Raw genomic sequence first — 16,806 nt, 5'->3', positions numbered from 1 at the left:
ATTCACCACGACACTCTGACGATCCGGTCCCACGCCATGACTGACCACACCCTGCGCCTCTCCGGCCTCGAACCCTTCAACGTGAACGAAGGGTCGCTCTTCATCAACGTGGGCGAGCGCACCAACGTGACCGGCTCGAAGGCCTTCGCGCGCATGATTCTCAACGGCCAGTTCGACGAAGCGCTCGCCGTCGCGCGCCAGCAAGTCGAGAACGGCGCGCAGGTCATCGACGTCAACATGGACGAAGCCATGCTCGACTCGAAGGCCGCGATGGTGCGCTTCATGAACCTGATCGCCTCCGAACCCGACATCGCGCGCGTGCCGGTCATGATCGACTCGTCGAAGTGGGAAGTGATCGAAGCGGGCCTGCAGTGCGTGCAGGGCAAAGCGATCGTCAACTCGATCTCGCTGAAGGAAGGCAAGGAGCCGTTCCTCCATCACGCGAAGCTGATCCGCCGCTACGGCGCGGCGGCTGTCGTGATGGCCTTCGACGAGCAAGGCCAGGCCGACACGTTCGAGCGCAAGACGCAGATCTGCAAGCGCTCCTACGAGGTGCTCGTGAACGAAGCGGGCTTCGCGCCCGAGGACATCATCTTCGATCCGAACATCTTCGCGGTGGCCACGGGCATCGAGGAGCACAACAACTACGCTGTCGACTTTATCGAAGCGACGCGCTGGATCAAGCAAAACCTCCCGCACGCGAAGGTGAGCGGCGGCGTGTCGAACGTGTCGTTCTCGTTCCGCGGCAACGACCCGGTGCGCGAGGCCATCCACACGGTGTTCCTCTACTACGCCATTCAGGCGGGCATGGACATGGGCATCGTGAACGCGGGCCAGCTGGGCGTGTATGCCGACCTCGACGCCGAGCTGCGCGATCGCGTAGAAGATGTGGTGCTCAACCGCCGCGCCGACGCCACCGACCGCCTGCTCGAAATCGCCGACAAGTTCAAGACCGGCGCCGCGAAGAAGGAAGAGAACCTCGAGTGGCGCAACCAGGAAGTCGAGAAGCGTCTCGCGCATGCGCTCGTGCACGGCATCACGAACTTCATTGTCGAGGACACCGAAGAAGCGCGCCAGAAGATCATGGGTGGCGGCGGCCGCCCAATCAACGTGATCGAAGGCCCGCTCATGGACGGCATGAACATCGTCGGCGACCTGTTCGGCCAGGGCAAGATGTTCCTGCCGCAGGTGGTGAAGTCGGCGCGCGTGATGAAGCAGGCCGTGGCGCACCTGATTCCGTTCATCGAGGAAGAAAAGCGCAAGCTCGCGGAAGCCGGCGGCGACGTGCGCGCGAAGGGCAAGATCGTGATCGCCACCGTGAAGGGCGACGTGCACGACATCGGCAAGAACATCGTCTCGGTCGTGCTCCAGTGCAATAACTTCGAAGTGGTCAACATGGGCGTGATGGTCCCGTGCAACGAGATCCTCGCGAAAGCGAAGGTCGAAGGCGCGGACATCGTCGGCCTCTCGGGCCTCATCACGCCGTCGCTCGAAGAGATGGCCTACGTGGCCTCCGAAATGCAGCGCGACGACTACTTCCGGGGGAAGAAGATTCCGCTGTTGATCGGCGGCGCGACCACCTCGCGCGTGCACACCGCCGTGAAGATCGCGCCGAACTACGAAGGCCCGGTCGTGTACGTGCCGGACGCGTCGCGTTCGGTTTCGGTGGCGTCGAGCCTGCTCTCCGACGAAGGCGCGGCGAAGTACCTCGACGAACTCAAGACCGACTACGACCGCATCCGCGACCAGCACGCCAACAAGAAGGCGTTGCCGATGGTCACGCTCGAAGAGGCGCGCGCGAACAAGACCAAGATCGACTGGGCGAACTTCCAGCCCGTGAAGCCGAAGTTCCTCGGCCGCCGCGTGTTCAAGAACTTCGACCTGAACGACCTCGCGAAGTACATCGACTGGGGCCCGTTCTTCCAGACCTGGGATCTCGCGGGCCCGTATCCGCAGATTCTCAACGACGAGATCGTCGGCGAGTCGGCGCGCAAGGTGTTCTCGGACGCCAAGTCGATGCTTTCGCGCCTGATCCAGGGCCGCTGGCTGCAGGCGAACGGCGTAATCGCGCTGTTGCCCGCGAACACCGTGAACGACGACGACATCGAGATCTACACCGACGAGTCGCGCACGGAAGTCGCACTCACATGGCGCAATTTGCGCCAACAGTCGGTGCGCCCGGTGGTGGATGGCGTGATGCGCCCGAACCGGTCGCTCGCCGACTTCATCGCGCCGAAGGACTCGGGGGTGGCCGACTACATCGGCATGTTCGCGGTCACGGCGGGCATCGGCGTCGATGTGAAAGAAGCGCAGTTCCAGAAGGATCTCGACGACTACAGCTCGATCATGTTCAAGGCGCTCGCGGACCGCTTCGCGGAAGCGTTCGCCGAGGCGATGCACGCGCGCGTGCGCCGCGACCTGTGGGGCTACGCGGCCAGCGAGACGCTCGACAACGACGCGCTGATCGCCGAGAAGTACGCGGGCATCCGCCCGGCGCCGGGCTACCCGGCGTGCCCGGACCACCTCGTGAAGCGCGACATGTTCGAGTTCCTGCAGGCGGACGAAGTCGGCATGACGGTGACGGAATCGCTCGCGATGCTGCCGGCGGCGAGCGTTTCGGGCTTCTATCTCGCGCATCCGGACAGCACGTACTTCTCGGTGGGCAAGATCGGCCAGGATCAGCTCGCCGACTTTGGGCGCCGCATGGCCCTCTCTCCCGAGGACGCACGACGCGCGCTCGCGCCGCTGCTCTGATACGCCGGCGCCGACAGCGCCAACATACGGAAACCGATAGGCCGAGTATTTTGCGCACGCGAATTCTCGGCTTTTTTTCGGCTTTGTAAGATGACCGGGCAGCACCCCAAGCCCAACGCGGCACGCATCATCTGGCGCCGCTCCGGCTCGTTCATCAGCAAGTCCTTAAAAGTCGTCCGGAGAAATCATATGAAGAAGCTGATGTTGATGTTGACCGCCTTCGGCGTCGCGGCGCTCTCGCAGCCGTCGTTCGCCCAGCAGCCTGCGGCCGTGCACCAGGAGGCAAGCGACGCGTCGTCGTATTCGGCCCCCACCCAGAAGCACGTGAAGAAGCCGAAGAAGCAGAAGGCGAAGAAGGGTGCCGCTTCCGAGGCGCCGGCAGCAGCGCCGGCGGCCGCCGCCAGCCAGTAAAAGCTGCGAGTACCAAAGCAAAAAGCCCGCACAGTTCGCTGTGCGGGCTTTTTGCTTTGGGGGATGCCGGTAGGGCTGTATGCCTCAGAGGCCCCAGAGCACGTCGTTGTCTTCCTTTTTCGCCGCACGCAGCATGTCGAGGAACGGAAACGCGCGTTGCGCGAGGCCCGGGGGCAATTCGTGGTGGTCGTGGCCTTCCTCGCCTTCGTGGAAATGCCCCTCGTGCTCGGCACGTTCCTTCTTGTCCGTGGCGATGGCGGCTTCGAGCTTGCCGATGGCCGTCTCGAGCTCTTCGTGCGTGATGACGCCTCGCGGACCGAGCCGCTTGCCGATAATGCCGAGGAGGTACTGAGCGAGGTTTTCCAGCATCGTCACGTCGGGCGCTGCGTGGCATTTGAACGTAACCAGCATTTGTGCTCTCTCCTTTGTGTTTTTCGGGGCCCGCCTCGGGCTTCTCGTTCCACATCTCTTTTCACATATTAGCACCTGCTAAAATCCGTCTGATCGGAATTACCCGCAGGGCGCAGCCACGCGCGAGATCTGCCCAAAGCGTCGCGAGACGCAATGCCGAAACCTCGCCGCCGGCCCGCCGCCACGGCTGCCAGCCCCGCCCCCATTACCCGCACAGGACCTGCAACAAGCATGCTGCCCGCACAGAAACTGACCCTGGAAACCTTGCTCGCCGACGCCGTCGCCAAGGTGGCCCAGGCCACCGAAGGCGCCGCCGAAGCCGCATTCGTCGTTCCCGCCATCGCGCTCGAGCGCCCGAAGGTCGCCGCGCACGGCGACGTCGCCTGCAACGTCGCGATGCAACTTGCCAAGCCGCTGCGCACCAATCCGCGCGCGCTGGCCCAGCAGATCGTCGAAACCGTGAAGGCGCTGCCCGCCGCGGCCGGCCTGATCGCCGACGCAGAAGTGGCCGGCCCCGGCTTCATCAACCTGCGCCTGACCGCCGACGCCAAGCGCGCCGTGCTTAACGCCGTGTTCGACGAAGGCACTGCGTTCGGTCAATCGAAGCGCGAAGCCGGCAAGCACGTGCTGGTCGAGTTCGTCTCGGCCAACCCCACCGGTCCGCTGCACGTCGGCCACGGCCGCCAGGCCGCGCTCGGCGACGCCATCTCGAACGTGCTCGCCTCGCAGGGCTACGACGTGCATCGCGAGTTCTACTACAACGACGCAGGCGTGCAGATCGGCAACCTCGCCATCTCCACTCAGGCGCGCGCACGCGGCCTCAAACCCGGCGACGCAGGCTGGCCCGAAGCGGCGTACAACGGCGAATACATCGCCGACATCGCGCGCGACTACCTCGCCGGCGCGACCGTCGCCGCCAAGGACGGCGAGCCCGTGAAGGGCGCGGGGGACCCCGAGGACCTCGAAGCGATCCGCCGCTTCGCCGTCGCGTACCTGCGCCACGAGCAGGATCTGGATCTGCAGGCGTTCGGCGTGAAGTTCGACCGTTACTACCTCGAGTCGTCGCTGTACACGGAAGGTCGCGTCGAGAAGACCGTCGAGGCGCTCATCGCCTCGGGCCAGACCTACGAGCAGGACGGCGCGCTGTGGCTCAAGACCACCGACTACGGCGACGACAAGGACCGCGTGATGCGCAAGTCCGACGGCACCTATACGTATTTCCTGCCCGACGTCGCCTACCACGTGACCAAGTGGGAACGCGGCTTCACCAAGGTCATCAACATCCAGGGCTCGGACCACCACGGCACCATCGCACGCGTGCGCGCGGGCCTGCAGGCGCTCGGCGTGGGCATCCCGAAGGGCTACCCCGACTACGTGCTGCACAAGATGGTCACCGTGATGCGCGACGGCCAGGAAGTGAAGATCTCCAAGCGCGCGGGCAGCTACGTGACCGTGCGCGACCTGATCGAATGGTCGGGCGGCGCGAACCCGGGCAGCGAAGTCGCGCCCGACCTGCTCGACGAGGCCACCATCCGCCGCGGCCGCGACGCCGTGCGCTTCTTCCTCATCTCGCGCAAGGCCGACACCGAGTTCGTGTTCGACATCGACCTCGCGCTCAAGGAAAACGACGAAAACCCCGTGTACTACGTGCAATACGCGCATGCACGCATCTCGTCGATCCTCGGCGACTGGCAAGGCAAGCACGGCGGCAATCTGGCCGCGCTGCCCAAGGTCGACCTCGCGCCGCTCGACAGCGAGCGCGCGCTCGCGCTCATCGCAAAACTCGGCGAGTTCCCCGACATGCTCACGCATGCCGCCACGGAACTCGCGCCGCACGCCGTGGCGTTCTATTTGCGCGAACTCGCGGCTGAGTTTCACTCGTTCTACAATGCCGAACGCGTTCTCGTCGACGATGCCGCCGTGCGCGACGCGCGCGTGGCGCTGCTCGCGGCCACGCGCCAGGTGCTCGCGAACGGCCTCGCCGTGATCGGCGTGTCGGCGCCCGAGCGCATGTAACACGACTCGCTTCGCATGCGGCTCGCCGGAAGCCAACCCGCCGCCGGCGCGCCGCGCGAAGCCGCGCACGACATGTTTGGGGCGCATCCGCACGCGGATACGCGCCGTTCCAGATTCTCTTGTTTGCAGGTGATTCAGACGATGGCAAAACCGCGCCGCACTACGAAGCAGCAGTCGAAACAGTCCGGGGGTACTTTTCTCGGTGTCGTGCTGGGCCTGATTGTCGGCCTTGCGATCGCGGTGGTCGTGGCGCTCTATATCACGCGCTCGCCCACGCCGTTCGTCGCGAAGGTCGCCCCGCCCGCCGACGCGAGCCAGCCCGGACAATACGATCCGAACCGCGTGCTGCAAGGCAAGACGCCTGGCCAGCCGGTGCCGCCGCAAGCCGCGCAAAGCACGCCGCCGAACACCGCACCGGGCCAGACCACGAACCAGTCGCAATCCTCGGGCATGCTCGAAGAGCCGCAGATCGTCGAAGTGCCGCCGTCGGGTTCCGCCGACAACGGGGCCAATAGCGGGGCCAATAGCGGGGCCAACAACGGGGCCAATAACGGCGTCGCGGTCGCGCCCAAGCCCTCGACCGGCAGCAATGCCTCGGCCGCCGCGCCGAAGCCGCAGGCGCCGAACGCGCCCGCGCAGCAGCTCGCCAACAATCAGCCGCAGAAGGCGCCCAACGCCATCCCCGCGCCTAATGCAAATAACGCAAACAGCGCAGCCAAGCCCGCGCAGCCCGGCGCACCCACGGCCGCCGACGCCAACACCGGCTACTTCCTGCAGGTGGGCGCGTACAAGACCTCGGCGGACGCCGAGCAGCAACGCGCGCGTCTCGCGTTCCAGGGTTTCGAGTCGAAGGTGACGCAGCGCGACGCGGGCGGTGTCACGTACTACCGCGTGCGCATCGGGCCGTTCTCGAAATTCGACGACATGAACTCGAACCGTCAGCGTCTGTCTGACGCCGGAATCGACACCGCTGTGATCCGCTTCACGAAGCAATAACCCACCTGATGCCTCACCCGCGCGAGCGCATGACGCGCTCGCGCACCGCCTCGCCGGACGCCGCCGGCCCCGTCCACTGGAATAACACGCTATGAAACGACTTCTCGGAACGCTTTTGGTCTCGCTCTCGATGCTGGCCGGTGCGGCCCACGCCTCGCCCGAAGCGCCTGTTGCCGGCAAGGACTACACGGTCCTCAAGGCCGTGCAGCCGCTCGACGTGCCCGCGGGCAAGATCCAGGTCATCGAGTTCATGTGGTACGGCTGCCCGCACTGCAACGAGTTCGACCCGCTGCTCGAAGACTGGATCAAGAAGCAAGGCCCGGACGTCGTGTTCAAGCGCATACCGGTCGCGTTCCGCGACGACTTCATCCCGCATTCGAAGATGCTCTACGCGCTCGACGCGCTCGGCCTCACGCAGAAGCTCACGCCGGTCATCTTCCATGAGATCCATGTGAACAAGAACTACCTGCTCACGCCCGAAGACCAGGCGAAGTTCCTCGCCACGCAAGGCGTCGATCCGAAGAAGTACATGGAAGCGTACAACTCGTTCTCGACGCAAAGCTCGCTCCAGCGCGGCAAGGCCATGGAAAGCGCGTACAAGATCGACGGCGTGCCGACCATCGCCATCCAGGGCAAGTACGAGACGGGTCCGGCCGCGACCAACAGCCTGCCGGGCACGCTCCAGGTGATGGACTTCATCATCGCCCAAATCCGCGCCAAGAAGATGTGAGCCCGCGCGCCGGTATGACGTCACCCTTGAAGGTCTTCATCACCGGCGCGTCGAGCGGCATCGGCGCTGCGCTCGCAGCCGAATACGCGCGGCGCGGCGCCATCCTCGGCCTCGTCGCGCGCCGCGCCGATGCGCTCGAATCCTTCCGCGAAGCCCGGCCGCAGCACCCCATCTCCCTCTACTGCGCCGATGTACGCGACGCCGATGCGCTCGCGGCCGCCGCGCGCGATTTCATCGCCGAGCACGGCCTGCCCGATGTGGTGATCGCCAACGCGGGCGTGAGCCGTGGCGTACTCACCGGTCACGGCGATCTCGCCACGTTCCGCGACGTGATGGACACCAACTACTTCGGCATGGTCGCCACCTTCGAGCCGTTCGCCGAGGCCATGGCGCAAGCGCGGCGCGGCACGCTCATGGGCGTCGCGAGCGTGGCGGGCGTGCGCGGGCTGCCGGGCTCGGGCGCCTACAGCGCCTCGAAGGCCGCGGCGTTCGCGTATCTGGAGTCGCTGCGCGTGGAAATGCGGCCATTCAAGGTGCGCGTGGTGACGATCGCGCCGGGCTACATCCGCACGCCCATGACGGCGAAGAACCCGTACCGCATGCCGTTCCTCATGGACGCCGACCGCTTCGCCGCCAAGGCCGCCGATGCCATCGCGCGCGGCACCGCCTTTGCGGTGTTCCCCTGGCCGATGCGCGTGGTCGCGGCGCTGCTCGGCGTGCTGCCGCGCTGGCTCTACGACCGCGCGTTCGAGCGCGCCCCGCGCAAGCCGCGCGCCACCCAGCATTGACCGCCAGCGGCTGATCCGCACAGCAGTCCCACGCAACCGCCTCGCCCGATCGCGCCCCATATGGGTATGCCGATTATGTTGTTGTCTGCGCAATATCCGTTCGATAAGCTTGGCCGGCTATAAAGCCAATCGGAGACCCTAGGAGACCCCATGCGCTTCCTCTCGCCCGCTCCCGTGCTCGCCGCCGCGCTTGGCGCGGCGCTCGCCTGCGCGGCCCTGCCCGCGCTCGCGAAACCGCTCACGGTGTGCACGGAATCGAGCCCGGACGGCTTCGACGTCGTGCAGTTCAACTCGCTCGTGACCACCAACGCATCCGCCGACGTGATCTTCAACTCGCTCGTCGCCTACGACGAAGCGCAGAAGAAGGTCGTGCCCGCGCTCGCGCAGTCGTGGGACGTGAGCGCGGACGGCCTGACCTACACGTTCCATCTGCGTCCCGACGTGCAGTTCCAGACCACCGAATGGTTCAAGCCCACGCGCGCGCTCAACGCCGACGACGTCGTCTTCACCTTCGGGCGCATGCTCGATGCCGACAATCCGTGGCACAAGGTAGCGGGCGCGAGCGGCTTCCCGCACGCGCAGTCGATGGGCCTGCCGAAGCTCATCAAGTCGATCACGAAGGTCGACGCGAACACGGTGAAGTTCGAGCTCAACGAACCGAACGCCACCTTCTTGCCGATCCTCACGATGGGCTTCGCGTCGATCTACTCGTCCGAATACGCGGACCAGTTGCTCAAAGCCGGCAAGCAGGTCGACCTGAACGCGAAGCCCGTGGGCACCGGCCCGTTCGTGCTCAAGAGCTACACCAAGGACGCCGTGATCCGCTACGATGCGAACCCCACGTACTGGGGGCCCAAGCCCAAGGTGGAGCGCCTGATCTACGCGATCACGCCCGACGCCGCCGTGCGCGCACAAAAGGTGAAGGCCGGCGAATGCCAGATCGCGCTCTCGCCCAAGCCCCAGGACGTGGCCGACGCCAAAACCGACAAGGCGCTCAAGGTCGTGCAGACGCCCGCGTTCATGACCGCCTTCGTCGCGCTCAACACGCAGAAGAAGCCACTCGATAACGTGAAGGTGCGCCAGGCGCTGAACCTCGCGTTCGACCGCACGACGTATCTCAAGGCGATCTTCGACAACACCGCCACGCCCGCGACCAACCCGTGGCCGCCCATCACCTGGGGCTACGACAAGTCGATCTCGCCGTATCCGCACGACGTCGCGAAGGCGAAGCAGTTGCTCGCCGAGGCCGGCGTGCCCAACGGCTTCGCGACCACGATCTGGGTGCGCCCGAACGGCAGCGTCCTGAACCCGAACCCGCGCGCGGGCGCCGAGCTGCTGCAGGCCGATTTCGCGAAGATCGGCGTGAAGGCCGAGATCAAGGTGATCGAGTGGGGCGAGCTCATCAAGGAAGCAAAGCAGGGCCAGCACGACACGCTGTTCATGGGCTGGGCCGGCGACAACGGCGACCCCGACAACTACCTCTCGCCGCTCTTTAGCTGCAACGCGGTGAAGTCGGGCATCAACTTCGCGCGCTTCTGCGATCCCCAGCTCGACAAGCTGATCGCCGACGGCAAGACCACCGCCGATCAGGCACAGCGCGCGAAGGACTATGAAGCCGCGCAGAAGATCATCCACGATCAGGCGCTGTGGATTCCGCTTGGATATCCCACGGCCGCGGCCATCACGCGCACGAACGTGAGCGGCTACCAGGTGAGCCCGTTCGGGCGGCAGAACTTCGGTAGCGTTTCGGTGCAGTAGCACGGGGGCGCTGCACCGTAGCGTTGCACCGTACGGGCAAAAAAAGCCGGAGCATGTCTCCGGTTTTTTTTCGTCTCAAGGCAAGCCCTGCGTGCCTCTCACGAAGCGCTTGAGCGCGTCGGCGGCCTGGTGCCACCACGGCATGCCCACGCGCCGGCGCTCGCGCCATGCGTGATCGTGTAGCGCCACAGCGCGCCATTGCTCCGCATGCGTGCGAAAGCGCGGCACGCCGAAGGTCCCGGGCGCCTCATACAGATCGAGATACGCGCGCTCGTAATGCCCAACAAGCGTGCGCTCATCGTAGTGCGTTTCCATCCAGCGGCGCGAAGCCAGGCCGATTTCATCGCGCAGGCGTTTATCGGCAAGCAGCATGCGCAGCACGGGCTCCGCCTCTTCCAGCCGCACGTCCACCCAGGGCAGTTCCACCGCGCCCGTCATAGCGCGCAGTTGCGCCTGCACGCGTGCATCCAGATGCCCGATTGTGGCCTTGCCCTGCGAGAGCGATTCGAGCCCGCTCAGGTGATAGTTGCCGGTCACGCATTCGTCGACCGCCAGCGCCGCGCGCTGCTTCAGGCGCAAGCACGCATCGTGCGGCGTGTTCACGATCGTCCGCACGCGGCACAGGCCGCGGCGTTCGAGTCGGCGCAGCAGGGCCAGCGTCTGCGGCGCACCCTTGGTTTCCCAGCGCGTTTTCCATGCGCTTCGGCTGCCGCTCGGCGCATAGACGACGATGGGCGGGCCGTCGTCGTCCTCGGGTTCGGGCAGATAGCGCGCGTCGTGGATCGGCACGAGGTTCGGCACCACGCGCGCGAGCGGATAGTAGCGCTCCGGCCCCTGCGCGATCACGAGTTGCGGCACCGGATCGGCAATGATGCGCGTGAGCAGATCGGGATCATGCTTCGCCCACAACGCGGGCGCCGAGTGATATTGGCGGATCAGCTTGCGCGCGCCGAAGCGGCGCGGCAGGTCGGCACCGAAGGTCGCGTCGAACGAGAAGTGCTGATGCAGGTGGATGATGTCGGCGGCGTCGATGGCCGCTAGCGCTTCGTCGCGCTGCGTGCGCCAGTCGATGTCGACCGCGAACGTGCGCGCGCCGTACGCCGATGCGTCGAACACGACGTGGCGCGCCTCGATGTCGGTGTGCCGGTTCAGCGCCGCGACGATATTGCCGGGGCTGCCCGCGACCGGCGTGTTCGAAATGTGGACGACGCGCATGGCGCTACGCGAACGTCCGCACGACGCCCAAGCCGACGCGAGGGCGCAGGCGCAACGGCGTGAAGCCCGCACTCGCGAAGGTACGCGCGAGCTTCTGCCACGGCATCTTGGGAAAGATATCTGCGCCGAGCGCACTATGCATCGAGAGATTGCGCACGTCCACGCCACGGCGCGCCAGCAGCGCGGAGGCGTGGCGAAACGACGGCTCGATGAAGTCCTGAAAGTTCTCGTCGAGATAGCTGGGCTGCATGCTCGCTGCGCCCTCCTCATAGAAGCGCGGCGTGCGCCGCGCGTCGACCATATCGACGCCATGCAGATAGAGCCGTTTGAAGCCGAGCGCGGCGAGCACCTGCAGGCCCGCATAAGCGACCGTGCGGCCGTCGAAAACGCCGCGCCGCAAATCGAGGCTGAAGCCGAGCGGCCGGGGCGCATCGAAGAGCGCCAGCGTGCGCGCATCGTAGGTCTCGCGCAGTTCGCGCACGCGCGGCGCGCGGCGGCCAGCGGGAAACAGCATATCGTCGACGAGAAAGACGCGGCAACGCATGCGTTCCAGTCCGATCTGCTCGGCAATATGCCAGAGCACGAGTGGCGTGGCGAACAGCGTGAGCGGCTCGCGAATCACGCGCTCGACAAGGTCGGGCCGGCTGCGCACGAACCCCGTGTCGACGATGCAGTAGTAGTCGAAGCGCACGCCTTGCCGTTCGGTCAGCGCGATGGCGCCGTTCACGCCCAGCACGCGGTGCAGGTGCAGCGCGCGGTAATCGATGCCTTTCACCGAAGGGCCGGTGGCGATGAGATGGCATTCCCGTCCCGCATCGTGCAGATCGGGCACCAGCGGCATCTGGGCGTTGACGCATGCGAGACGATGCCCGTGCAAGCGCATGCCGGCGAGCCGCCCCGCCTCGTCGCGTTCGAGCACCACGCCATGCGCGAAACGTTCGTTGTGCCGCCACGCACGCGAATGCGTGTAGCGGTAAAGCAGCTTGAAAAAAGTACTGCCAGCACGCCGGATCGGCGATTTGGATGCGCGCGCATCTTGTTTCGCCTCGACGTCAATACGTGACGAGCGGATGGCGTGGCCTTCGAGAAACATCGCTTAACCCTGCAACGAAGCGAGGCCGAAGCCTCGCGACACGGTAAAGCGCGAGTCTACGGTTTGAAGTCGTTACATTGGTTACAGATATCGACCCAAACAATTACCTACACTTACAAACAGGCGCTTGCTTGCGTTCCGGGCCCTCGGCGCAACACACGTTACGCACGCAGGAAATGCGCAACATCTTGCGTCCAATTGGGGCGCGACATTTTTCTCACGAAACGGCACGGCATCACGAAAATCCCTGTTTTACAGGGCTTTTACCTCGCACGCGCCCGCTCGAAAGCGAACCTTGAGCCGGCACAATCCCGCAACACCGAGACGATTGTTGCAGTTTTGTAATCCGCCGCGCCGCGACCCGAACTAGATTGGAGGCGTCCATTCAACGAGCCAAAGGAGACTCGAATGAACGCGAAACTCATTGCCGCATTGGGTGCGGGTGCAACGATTCTCGCCATCTCGCAGACCGCGACGGCCGGCGTCTCCGTGGGACTCGCCGTTGGCGCGCCGGTTTATGCGGCGCCCGCGCCAGTCTATGCGGCGCCCGCCTATGTGGGCTGGCGCGACGACGATCGCCGCTGGGACGACCGTCGCTGGGGCGATCGCCGTTGGGAAGACCATCGCTGGAACGACCATCACTGGGGCCGCGACCGCCGCTGGGACGATCATGACCGCGACTACGGCTACCGTCGCTGGTAAGCGGGCCGTGAGCCGAGTCGCACGCACTGAGCGCGTGAAGCCTGCGCGCTCAGGCCATGATGTGCGAACCGCCGTCGACGTAGACCGTATTGCCGGTCAGGCGGCGAGCGTAGCGCGTCGCGAGATAGGCCGTTGCGTAGCCGACGTCCATGATGTCGACGAGTTCGCCTAGCGGCGCGCGTTCGACCGCTTCCGCGAGCATGCGGTCGAAATCGGGCAGGCCCGAGGCGGCGCGCGTCTTGAGCGGTCCCGGCGAGATCGCATGCACGCGAATGCCGAGCGGCCCGAGTTCATAGGCGAGGTAGCGGCACGACGCTTCAAGCGCCGCCTTCACCGGCCCCATCAGGCTGTAATTCGGCACGACGCGATTCGCGCCGTCGTAGCTCATCGCGAACAGCGTGCCGCCGCGCGGCATCAGCGGCGCGGCGCGCTTCGCCATGCGGATGAACGAATGGCACGAGACGTCCATCGCATACGCAAAACCCTGCGCCGACGATTCGAGCAGGCCGCCCTGGAGGTCGGCCTTCGGCGCGTGGGCGATCGAATGCAGCACGATATCGAGCGTGCCCCACTGCTCGCGCAGCGCGTCGAAGACGGCGTCGAACTGCGCCTCGTCCTCGACGTCGAGCGGCAGCAGCATTGCCGCGCCTAGCTGGTTCGCCAGCGGCTCGACGTAAGGCTTGGCCTTGTCGTTGAGGTAAGTGAGCGCGAGCTCGGCGCCCAGCTCGGCAAATGCGCGCGCGCAGCCGTAGGCAATCGATTCGGCATTCGCGACGCCCGTCACGAGGGCGCGCATGCCTGCAAGCGGCCGGTCAGGAAGAGTCTGCATGGATGGCCTCGACGATGTGTCGCGAATCGGCACGGATTCGATGCCCGCACGATTCAGGTTCGCAGTTCGGTGCGCTCGCGCGTGTGACCTTCCGCACGCGCGGCGCGTTCTCTCAGGTTCTTCTACAGCTTACTTGCCTGCGCCGGACGTTGCGCGGCGGCGGGCGGTCGTCGGGCGCGCGCCACGCGTCGAGGCAGGCGTGCTCGCGGCGGCAGCGCGCCGTGCGCCAGCCGTTTTGGCTGCGGGTTTCGGTTCCGGAGCGGCAGCCGCCTTTGCCTTCGCCTTCGCGGACGGTTGGGCCGCACTAGCGGACTTCACTGCCGGTGCGGGCGCAAGCGCGGGTTCGGCGGCGGGCTTCGTCAACTGCGCGGCTGGCTTCACCGCTGCTGTCTTCGTTGTCGCCGTGGTCTTCGTTGCCTTTGCCGGCTTCGCATCGCCCGCGTTGTCCGCACTGCCTGCATGACCCGAGCCACTCGCGTCATTGCCGCTGCCCGGCGGCGGCGGCAACGGCTCTTTCTCGCTGCCCGGCTCCACGCCCAGCACGCGCTGAACCTCGACGAGACGTTCCGCCCGCTCGCCGTCGAGCGGGCCCGAGGCCGTCGCCACCTGATACACCACCGAAAGCAACAGGCGGCGCGTGCGCATGTCCGGCACCAGTTCGGGAAGCGCCTCGATAGCGGCGTTCGCGTCGAGCTGCACGATCGCGCCCTGGCGGCGCGCCGACTCCTTCAACTCGGCGATGCCAGGCTGGCGATCGCCCATGTATTCGCACGCGAGTTCGCGCATGCGCTGGAACGGGCGGTACTGGACCACGCGCATCTCGTCGACGAGATAGGCCATGATGCGCATGAACGCGTCGACCGGCGTACCCTTGTTCACTTGCTCGCGCGCGGCGCGCAGGCGCTGCTGCGCGAGCTCCTTGCGCAACGCCATGAGCGGCGGCGCGACCGGGTCGAGCGGCGTGTTGGGCGCAACGCCCACCCATGCCTGCACCCAGGGCGCCGTATAGACGCGGTAGAAGGTGTTTTCGATCCATGTGTCGCGCGCGTCGCGCCACGCGTCCCACGCGCCTTCGATGCTCGCCGAGATCTGCTTCTCGATCAGCGTGAACGGATTGTCGGGCGCGGCCGGCAAGCGGTTCGCGCGCACCGCCTGCGCCACCGCGGACAGCCCGCCGAGCGCCGGGTTCGCGTCGCTGAACACGCTGCGCTCCACGCGCGACGGATGCGTCTCGCGCAGCACGTGCGCCGAAAGCGCGTTGCTCGACGCACGCACGAACGGCGACACATAAAGGTCGTAGAACCGCTGATTGTTCTCCGCGATGCGGCGCACCACTTCGAACGGCTGCTCGTCGTCGCGACCGTCGTCGAGCGCGAGAATGTCGTCGATGGTGCGGCGCTCGAAGCGGATCTCGTAGCGCCCGTCGAGCGCTTCGAGCCGCCCGGCCTGCGGCGTCGAGTCGGTGATCTTCGCTTCGTAGAGGCCCGGCGGCAGCACGTCGATCAGATCGAGCGCCGAAAATAGTTCGGTGTGCTCCTTATTCGCCACGCTTGCCGAAACGAAAATGCCCAGGTGCCCCACCTTGTCGTGCAGGCAATAGACGATCACCTGCTCGTTCGCGACGATCTCGTCCACGCTTGCGTAGAGATCGGGAATCCAGTTGAGCGCTTGCTGCGGCGGCGTGATGTTGTCGCCCCACGAGGCCAGCACGATGATCGGCGTGCGGATGTTGCGCAGGTCCACCGGCGCACGTGCGTGCTTCGCGTAGACCTCGTTGCGCGTGAGGTGATTGCCGACGAACAGGTTCTGCACGATCCAGTCGATCTCGGCGCGGTTGAGCTGGTAGTGGCCGCCCCACCAGCGTTCGAATTCGAGGAAGCGCTCGCGCTCGGTATCGACCTTCGCGTAGAGGTTGTAGAGCTTGCCCCAGAACGTGTTGGCCGGATTGAGGTTCTCGAAGTTCTGCACCAGGTGCGCGCCGTCGAAGTGGCCGTCGCCAAGATCGGCGGCGAGCGACGACATCCACGAGCCGCCCAGCATGCCGCCCGAGTAGCGCATCGGGTTCTTGCCGCGCACGCCGGCCCAGTACGAAAGCGGCGAGCCCGCGAGCATGAGCGGCCCGACGAGCGTTGGCGCGGACGCCGCGACCAGCGCCGCGGCCCAGCCGCCCTGGCAGTTGCCGATCACGAAGGGCTCGCCGTCCGCGTCGGGGTGCAGTTCGCGCACCTTGCGCAGGAACACGATTTCCGCCTCGCCCACCGACTGGATCGTCTGCGTGTCGGTCGGCACGGGGCGAAAGGTCACGAAGTAGCACGGATGGCCCTTGCGCAGCGCGATGCCCACTTCGCTGTCCATCTTGAAGCCCGCGATGCCGGGGCCATGCCCCGCACGCGGGTCGATCACGACGAACGGGCGCATGCGCGCGTCGGTCTGCACGCCCGCTTCGGGCTTGATGCGCAACAGCGCGTAGTTGCACGGATCCTCGAACTCGCGGCCATCGACGATCACTTCATAGTCGAACGCGAGCACCGGCGGCATGCCGGCCTTCTCGTGCAGGTAGGTCTGGTTGCCGCGCTCTCTCAGCACGTCGAGGAACAGCACGCTGCGCTGCCAGGCGTCGAACAGGTAGTCGAACAGCGGCTGGAGCGCGGCGGGCGCGGCGGCGGGCAGCGCGAGCGAAGTGGGCATGCCAGGCATGGACGCCGCGCGGGCGGAGTCGGCGAACGCGTCGGCAAGGGGCTGGAAAGCCTGGAAAGGCTGGAACGACTGCAAGGCCTCGAAACCCGGCAACGGCCAGAGCGGCCACAGAGAACGGCTCGGGGAGGCAGGCGAAGAATCGGATGAGAGCGCAGGCGAGAAAGCGGATACGGCCACGTGACAAATCTCCTATAACGGGGCGTGCATGGCGTGCGCACGACAGTCATGCTGCACTGCAGTATTTCAATCTAGGCAGAGTTTTGCGCCAAGTCAAGCCGTACGAGATCGCGCGCGCGCTTCATGATCGCGCGGCGGCGTGAAGCGCGCGTGACAGACCGCACCGTCGCGCCTGCCCGGGCCGTTGCGCGGGCGATGCATCGCGAATGCGCTGAGCAAGCCAGCCGCT

The 16,806-nt window shown here is 66.0% G+C and carries 13 protein-coding genes; 8 read left to right on the top strand and 5 right to left on the bottom strand.

Features of this window, described 5'->3' with window-relative positions:
- Nucleotides 1-21 precede the first annotated feature (21 nt).
- Together metH and HV773_RS08950 are read left to right on the top strand one after the other, a co-directional pair.
- Complete coding sequence (gene metH, locus HV773_RS08955; protein ID WP_281365263.1) at nt 22-2,754, top strand: methionine synthase; 2,733 nt, start codon at nt 22-24, stop codon at nt 2,752-2,754.
- Nucleotides 2,755-2,943: 189 nt separating this feature from the next.
- A complete protein-coding gene (locus tag HV773_RS08950; protein ID WP_129561015.1) occupies nt 2,944-3,165 on the top strand; it encodes an acid-shock protein in 222 nt (73 codons plus the stop codon).
- 84 nt (nt 3,166-3,249) lie between these two features.
- On the opposite strand, the gene HV773_RS08945 is transcribed toward HV773_RS08950, so the two are convergent.
- Nucleotides 3,250-3,576, bottom strand: coding sequence for a DUF1840 domain-containing protein (locus HV773_RS08945; RefSeq protein ID WP_129561014.1), 327 nt, complete (start codon nt 3,574-3,576; stop codon nt 3,250-3,252).
- A gap of 231 nt (nt 3,577-3,807) precedes the next feature.
- Between HV773_RS08945 and argS the strand changes: the two genes are divergently transcribed.
- The 5 genes from argS to HV773_RS08920 all read left to right on the top strand — a co-directional run bounded on the left by argS (nt 3,808) and on the right by HV773_RS08920 (nt 9,864).
- Entirely contained in the window at nt 3,808-5,592 is a 1,785-nt protein-coding gene (argS, locus tag HV773_RS08940; protein WP_129561013.1) for an arginine--tRNA ligase, read from the top strand.
- Between the two features lie 141 nt (nt 5,593-5,733).
- Nucleotides 5,734-6,588: an SPOR domain-containing protein gene (locus tag HV773_RS08935; RefSeq protein ID WP_129561012.1), complete on the top strand. Its 855-nt coding sequence runs from the start codon at nt 5,734-5,736 to the stop codon at nt 6,586-6,588.
- A gap of 91 nt (nt 6,589-6,679) precedes the next feature.
- A complete protein-coding gene (locus tag HV773_RS08930) occupies nt 6,680-7,318 on the top strand; it encodes a thiol:disulfide interchange protein DsbA/DsbL (RefSeq protein WP_129561011.1) in 639 nt (212 codons plus the stop codon).
- A gap of 14 nt (nt 7,319-7,332) precedes the next feature.
- Complete coding sequence (locus tag HV773_RS08925; protein ID WP_129561010.1) at nt 7,333-8,106, top strand: SDR family oxidoreductase; 774 nt, start codon at nt 7,333-7,335, stop codon at nt 8,104-8,106.
- A gap of 150 nt (nt 8,107-8,256) precedes the next feature.
- Nucleotides 8,257-9,864 carry an ABC transporter substrate-binding protein gene (locus HV773_RS08920; RefSeq protein ID WP_129561009.1) on the top strand — a complete coding sequence of 536 codons (1,608 nt, stop codon included), beginning with the start codon at nt 8,257-8,259 and terminating at the stop codon, nt 9,862-9,864.
- A gap of 75 nt (nt 9,865-9,939) precedes the next feature.
- Here HV773_RS08920 and HV773_RS08915 read toward each other — a convergent pair whose 3' ends face one another.
- Complete coding sequence (locus HV773_RS08915; protein ID WP_129561008.1) at nt 9,940-11,079, bottom strand: hypothetical protein; 1,140 nt, start codon at nt 11,077-11,079, stop codon at nt 9,940-9,942.
- Nucleotides 11,080-11,083: 4 nt separating this feature from the next.
- Nucleotides 11,084-12,172, bottom strand: coding sequence for a hypothetical protein (locus tag HV773_RS08910; protein WP_129561007.1), 1,089 nt, complete (start codon nt 12,170-12,172; stop codon nt 11,084-11,086).
- Nucleotides 12,173-12,580: 408 nt separating this feature from the next.
- Here HV773_RS08910 and HV773_RS08905 point away from each other — a divergent pair, with 408 nt between their 5' ends.
- Nucleotides 12,581-12,874: a hypothetical protein gene (locus HV773_RS08905; protein WP_129561006.1), complete on the top strand. Its 294-nt coding sequence runs from the start codon at nt 12,581-12,583 to the stop codon at nt 12,872-12,874.
- 49 nt (nt 12,875-12,923) lie between these two features.
- Here the strand turns inward: HV773_RS08905 and fabI are convergent, their stop codons facing one another.
- Nucleotides 12,924-13,703: an enoyl-ACP reductase FabI gene (gene fabI / locus HV773_RS08900; protein WP_129561005.1), complete on the bottom strand. Its 780-nt coding sequence runs from the start codon at nt 13,701-13,703 to the stop codon at nt 12,924-12,926.
- Nucleotides 13,704-13,832: 129 nt separating this feature from the next.
- Entirely contained in the window at nt 13,833-16,577 is a 2,745-nt protein-coding gene (locus HV773_RS08895) for a DUF3141 domain-containing protein (RefSeq protein WP_227875354.1), read from the bottom strand.
- Between the last annotated feature and the right edge of the window lie 229 nt (nt 16,578-16,806).

Origin of the sequence: Paraburkholderia caffeinitolerans, assembly GCF_902859945.1 — a bacterium.
Lineage (GTDB): Bacteria > Pseudomonadota > Gammaproteobacteria > Burkholderiales > Burkholderiaceae > Paraburkholderia > Paraburkholderia caffeinitolerans.
This window is presented reverse-complemented; position numbering and strand designations above follow the sequence as displayed.

Bases quoted from the DNA above. Each gene is read 5' to 3' on its own strand.
- HV773_RS08905 (WP_129561006.1), top strand. From the start codon at position 12,581: ATGAACGCGAAACTCATTGCCGCATTGGGTGCGGGTGCAACGATTCTC.
- argS (WP_129561013.1), top strand. From the start codon at position 3,808: ATGCTGCCCGCACAGAAACTGACCCTGGAAACCTTGCTCGCCGACGCC.
- fabI (WP_129561005.1), bottom strand. From the start codon at position 13,703: ATGCAGACTCTTCCTGACCGGCCGCTTGCAGGCATGCGCGCCCTCGTG.
- HV773_RS08915 (WP_129561008.1), bottom strand. From the start codon at position 11,079: ATGCGCGTCGTCCACATTTCGAACACGCCGGTCGCGGGCAGCCCCGGC.
- HV773_RS08920 (WP_129561009.1), top strand. From the start codon at position 8,257: ATGCGCTTCCTCTCGCCCGCTCCCGTGCTCGCCGCCGCGCTTGGCGCG.
- HV773_RS08910 (WP_129561007.1), bottom strand. From the start codon at position 12,172: ATGTTTCTCGAAGGCCACGCCATCCGCTCGTCACGTATTGACGTCGAG.
- HV773_RS08935 (WP_129561012.1), top strand. From the start codon at position 5,734: ATGGCAAAACCGCGCCGCACTACGAAGCAGCAGTCGAAACAGTCCGGG.
- HV773_RS08930 (WP_129561011.1), top strand. From the start codon at position 6,680: ATGAAACGACTTCTCGGAACGCTTTTGGTCTCGCTCTCGATGCTGGCC.
- HV773_RS08945 (WP_129561014.1), bottom strand. From the start codon at position 3,576: ATGCTGGTTACGTTCAAATGCCACGCAGCGCCCGACGTGACGATGCTG.
- HV773_RS08950 (WP_129561015.1), top strand. From the start codon at position 2,944: ATGAAGAAGCTGATGTTGATGTTGACCGCCTTCGGCGTCGCGGCGCTC.
- HV773_RS08925 (WP_129561010.1), top strand. From the start codon at position 7,333: ATGACGTCACCCTTGAAGGTCTTCATCACCGGCGCGTCGAGCGGCATC.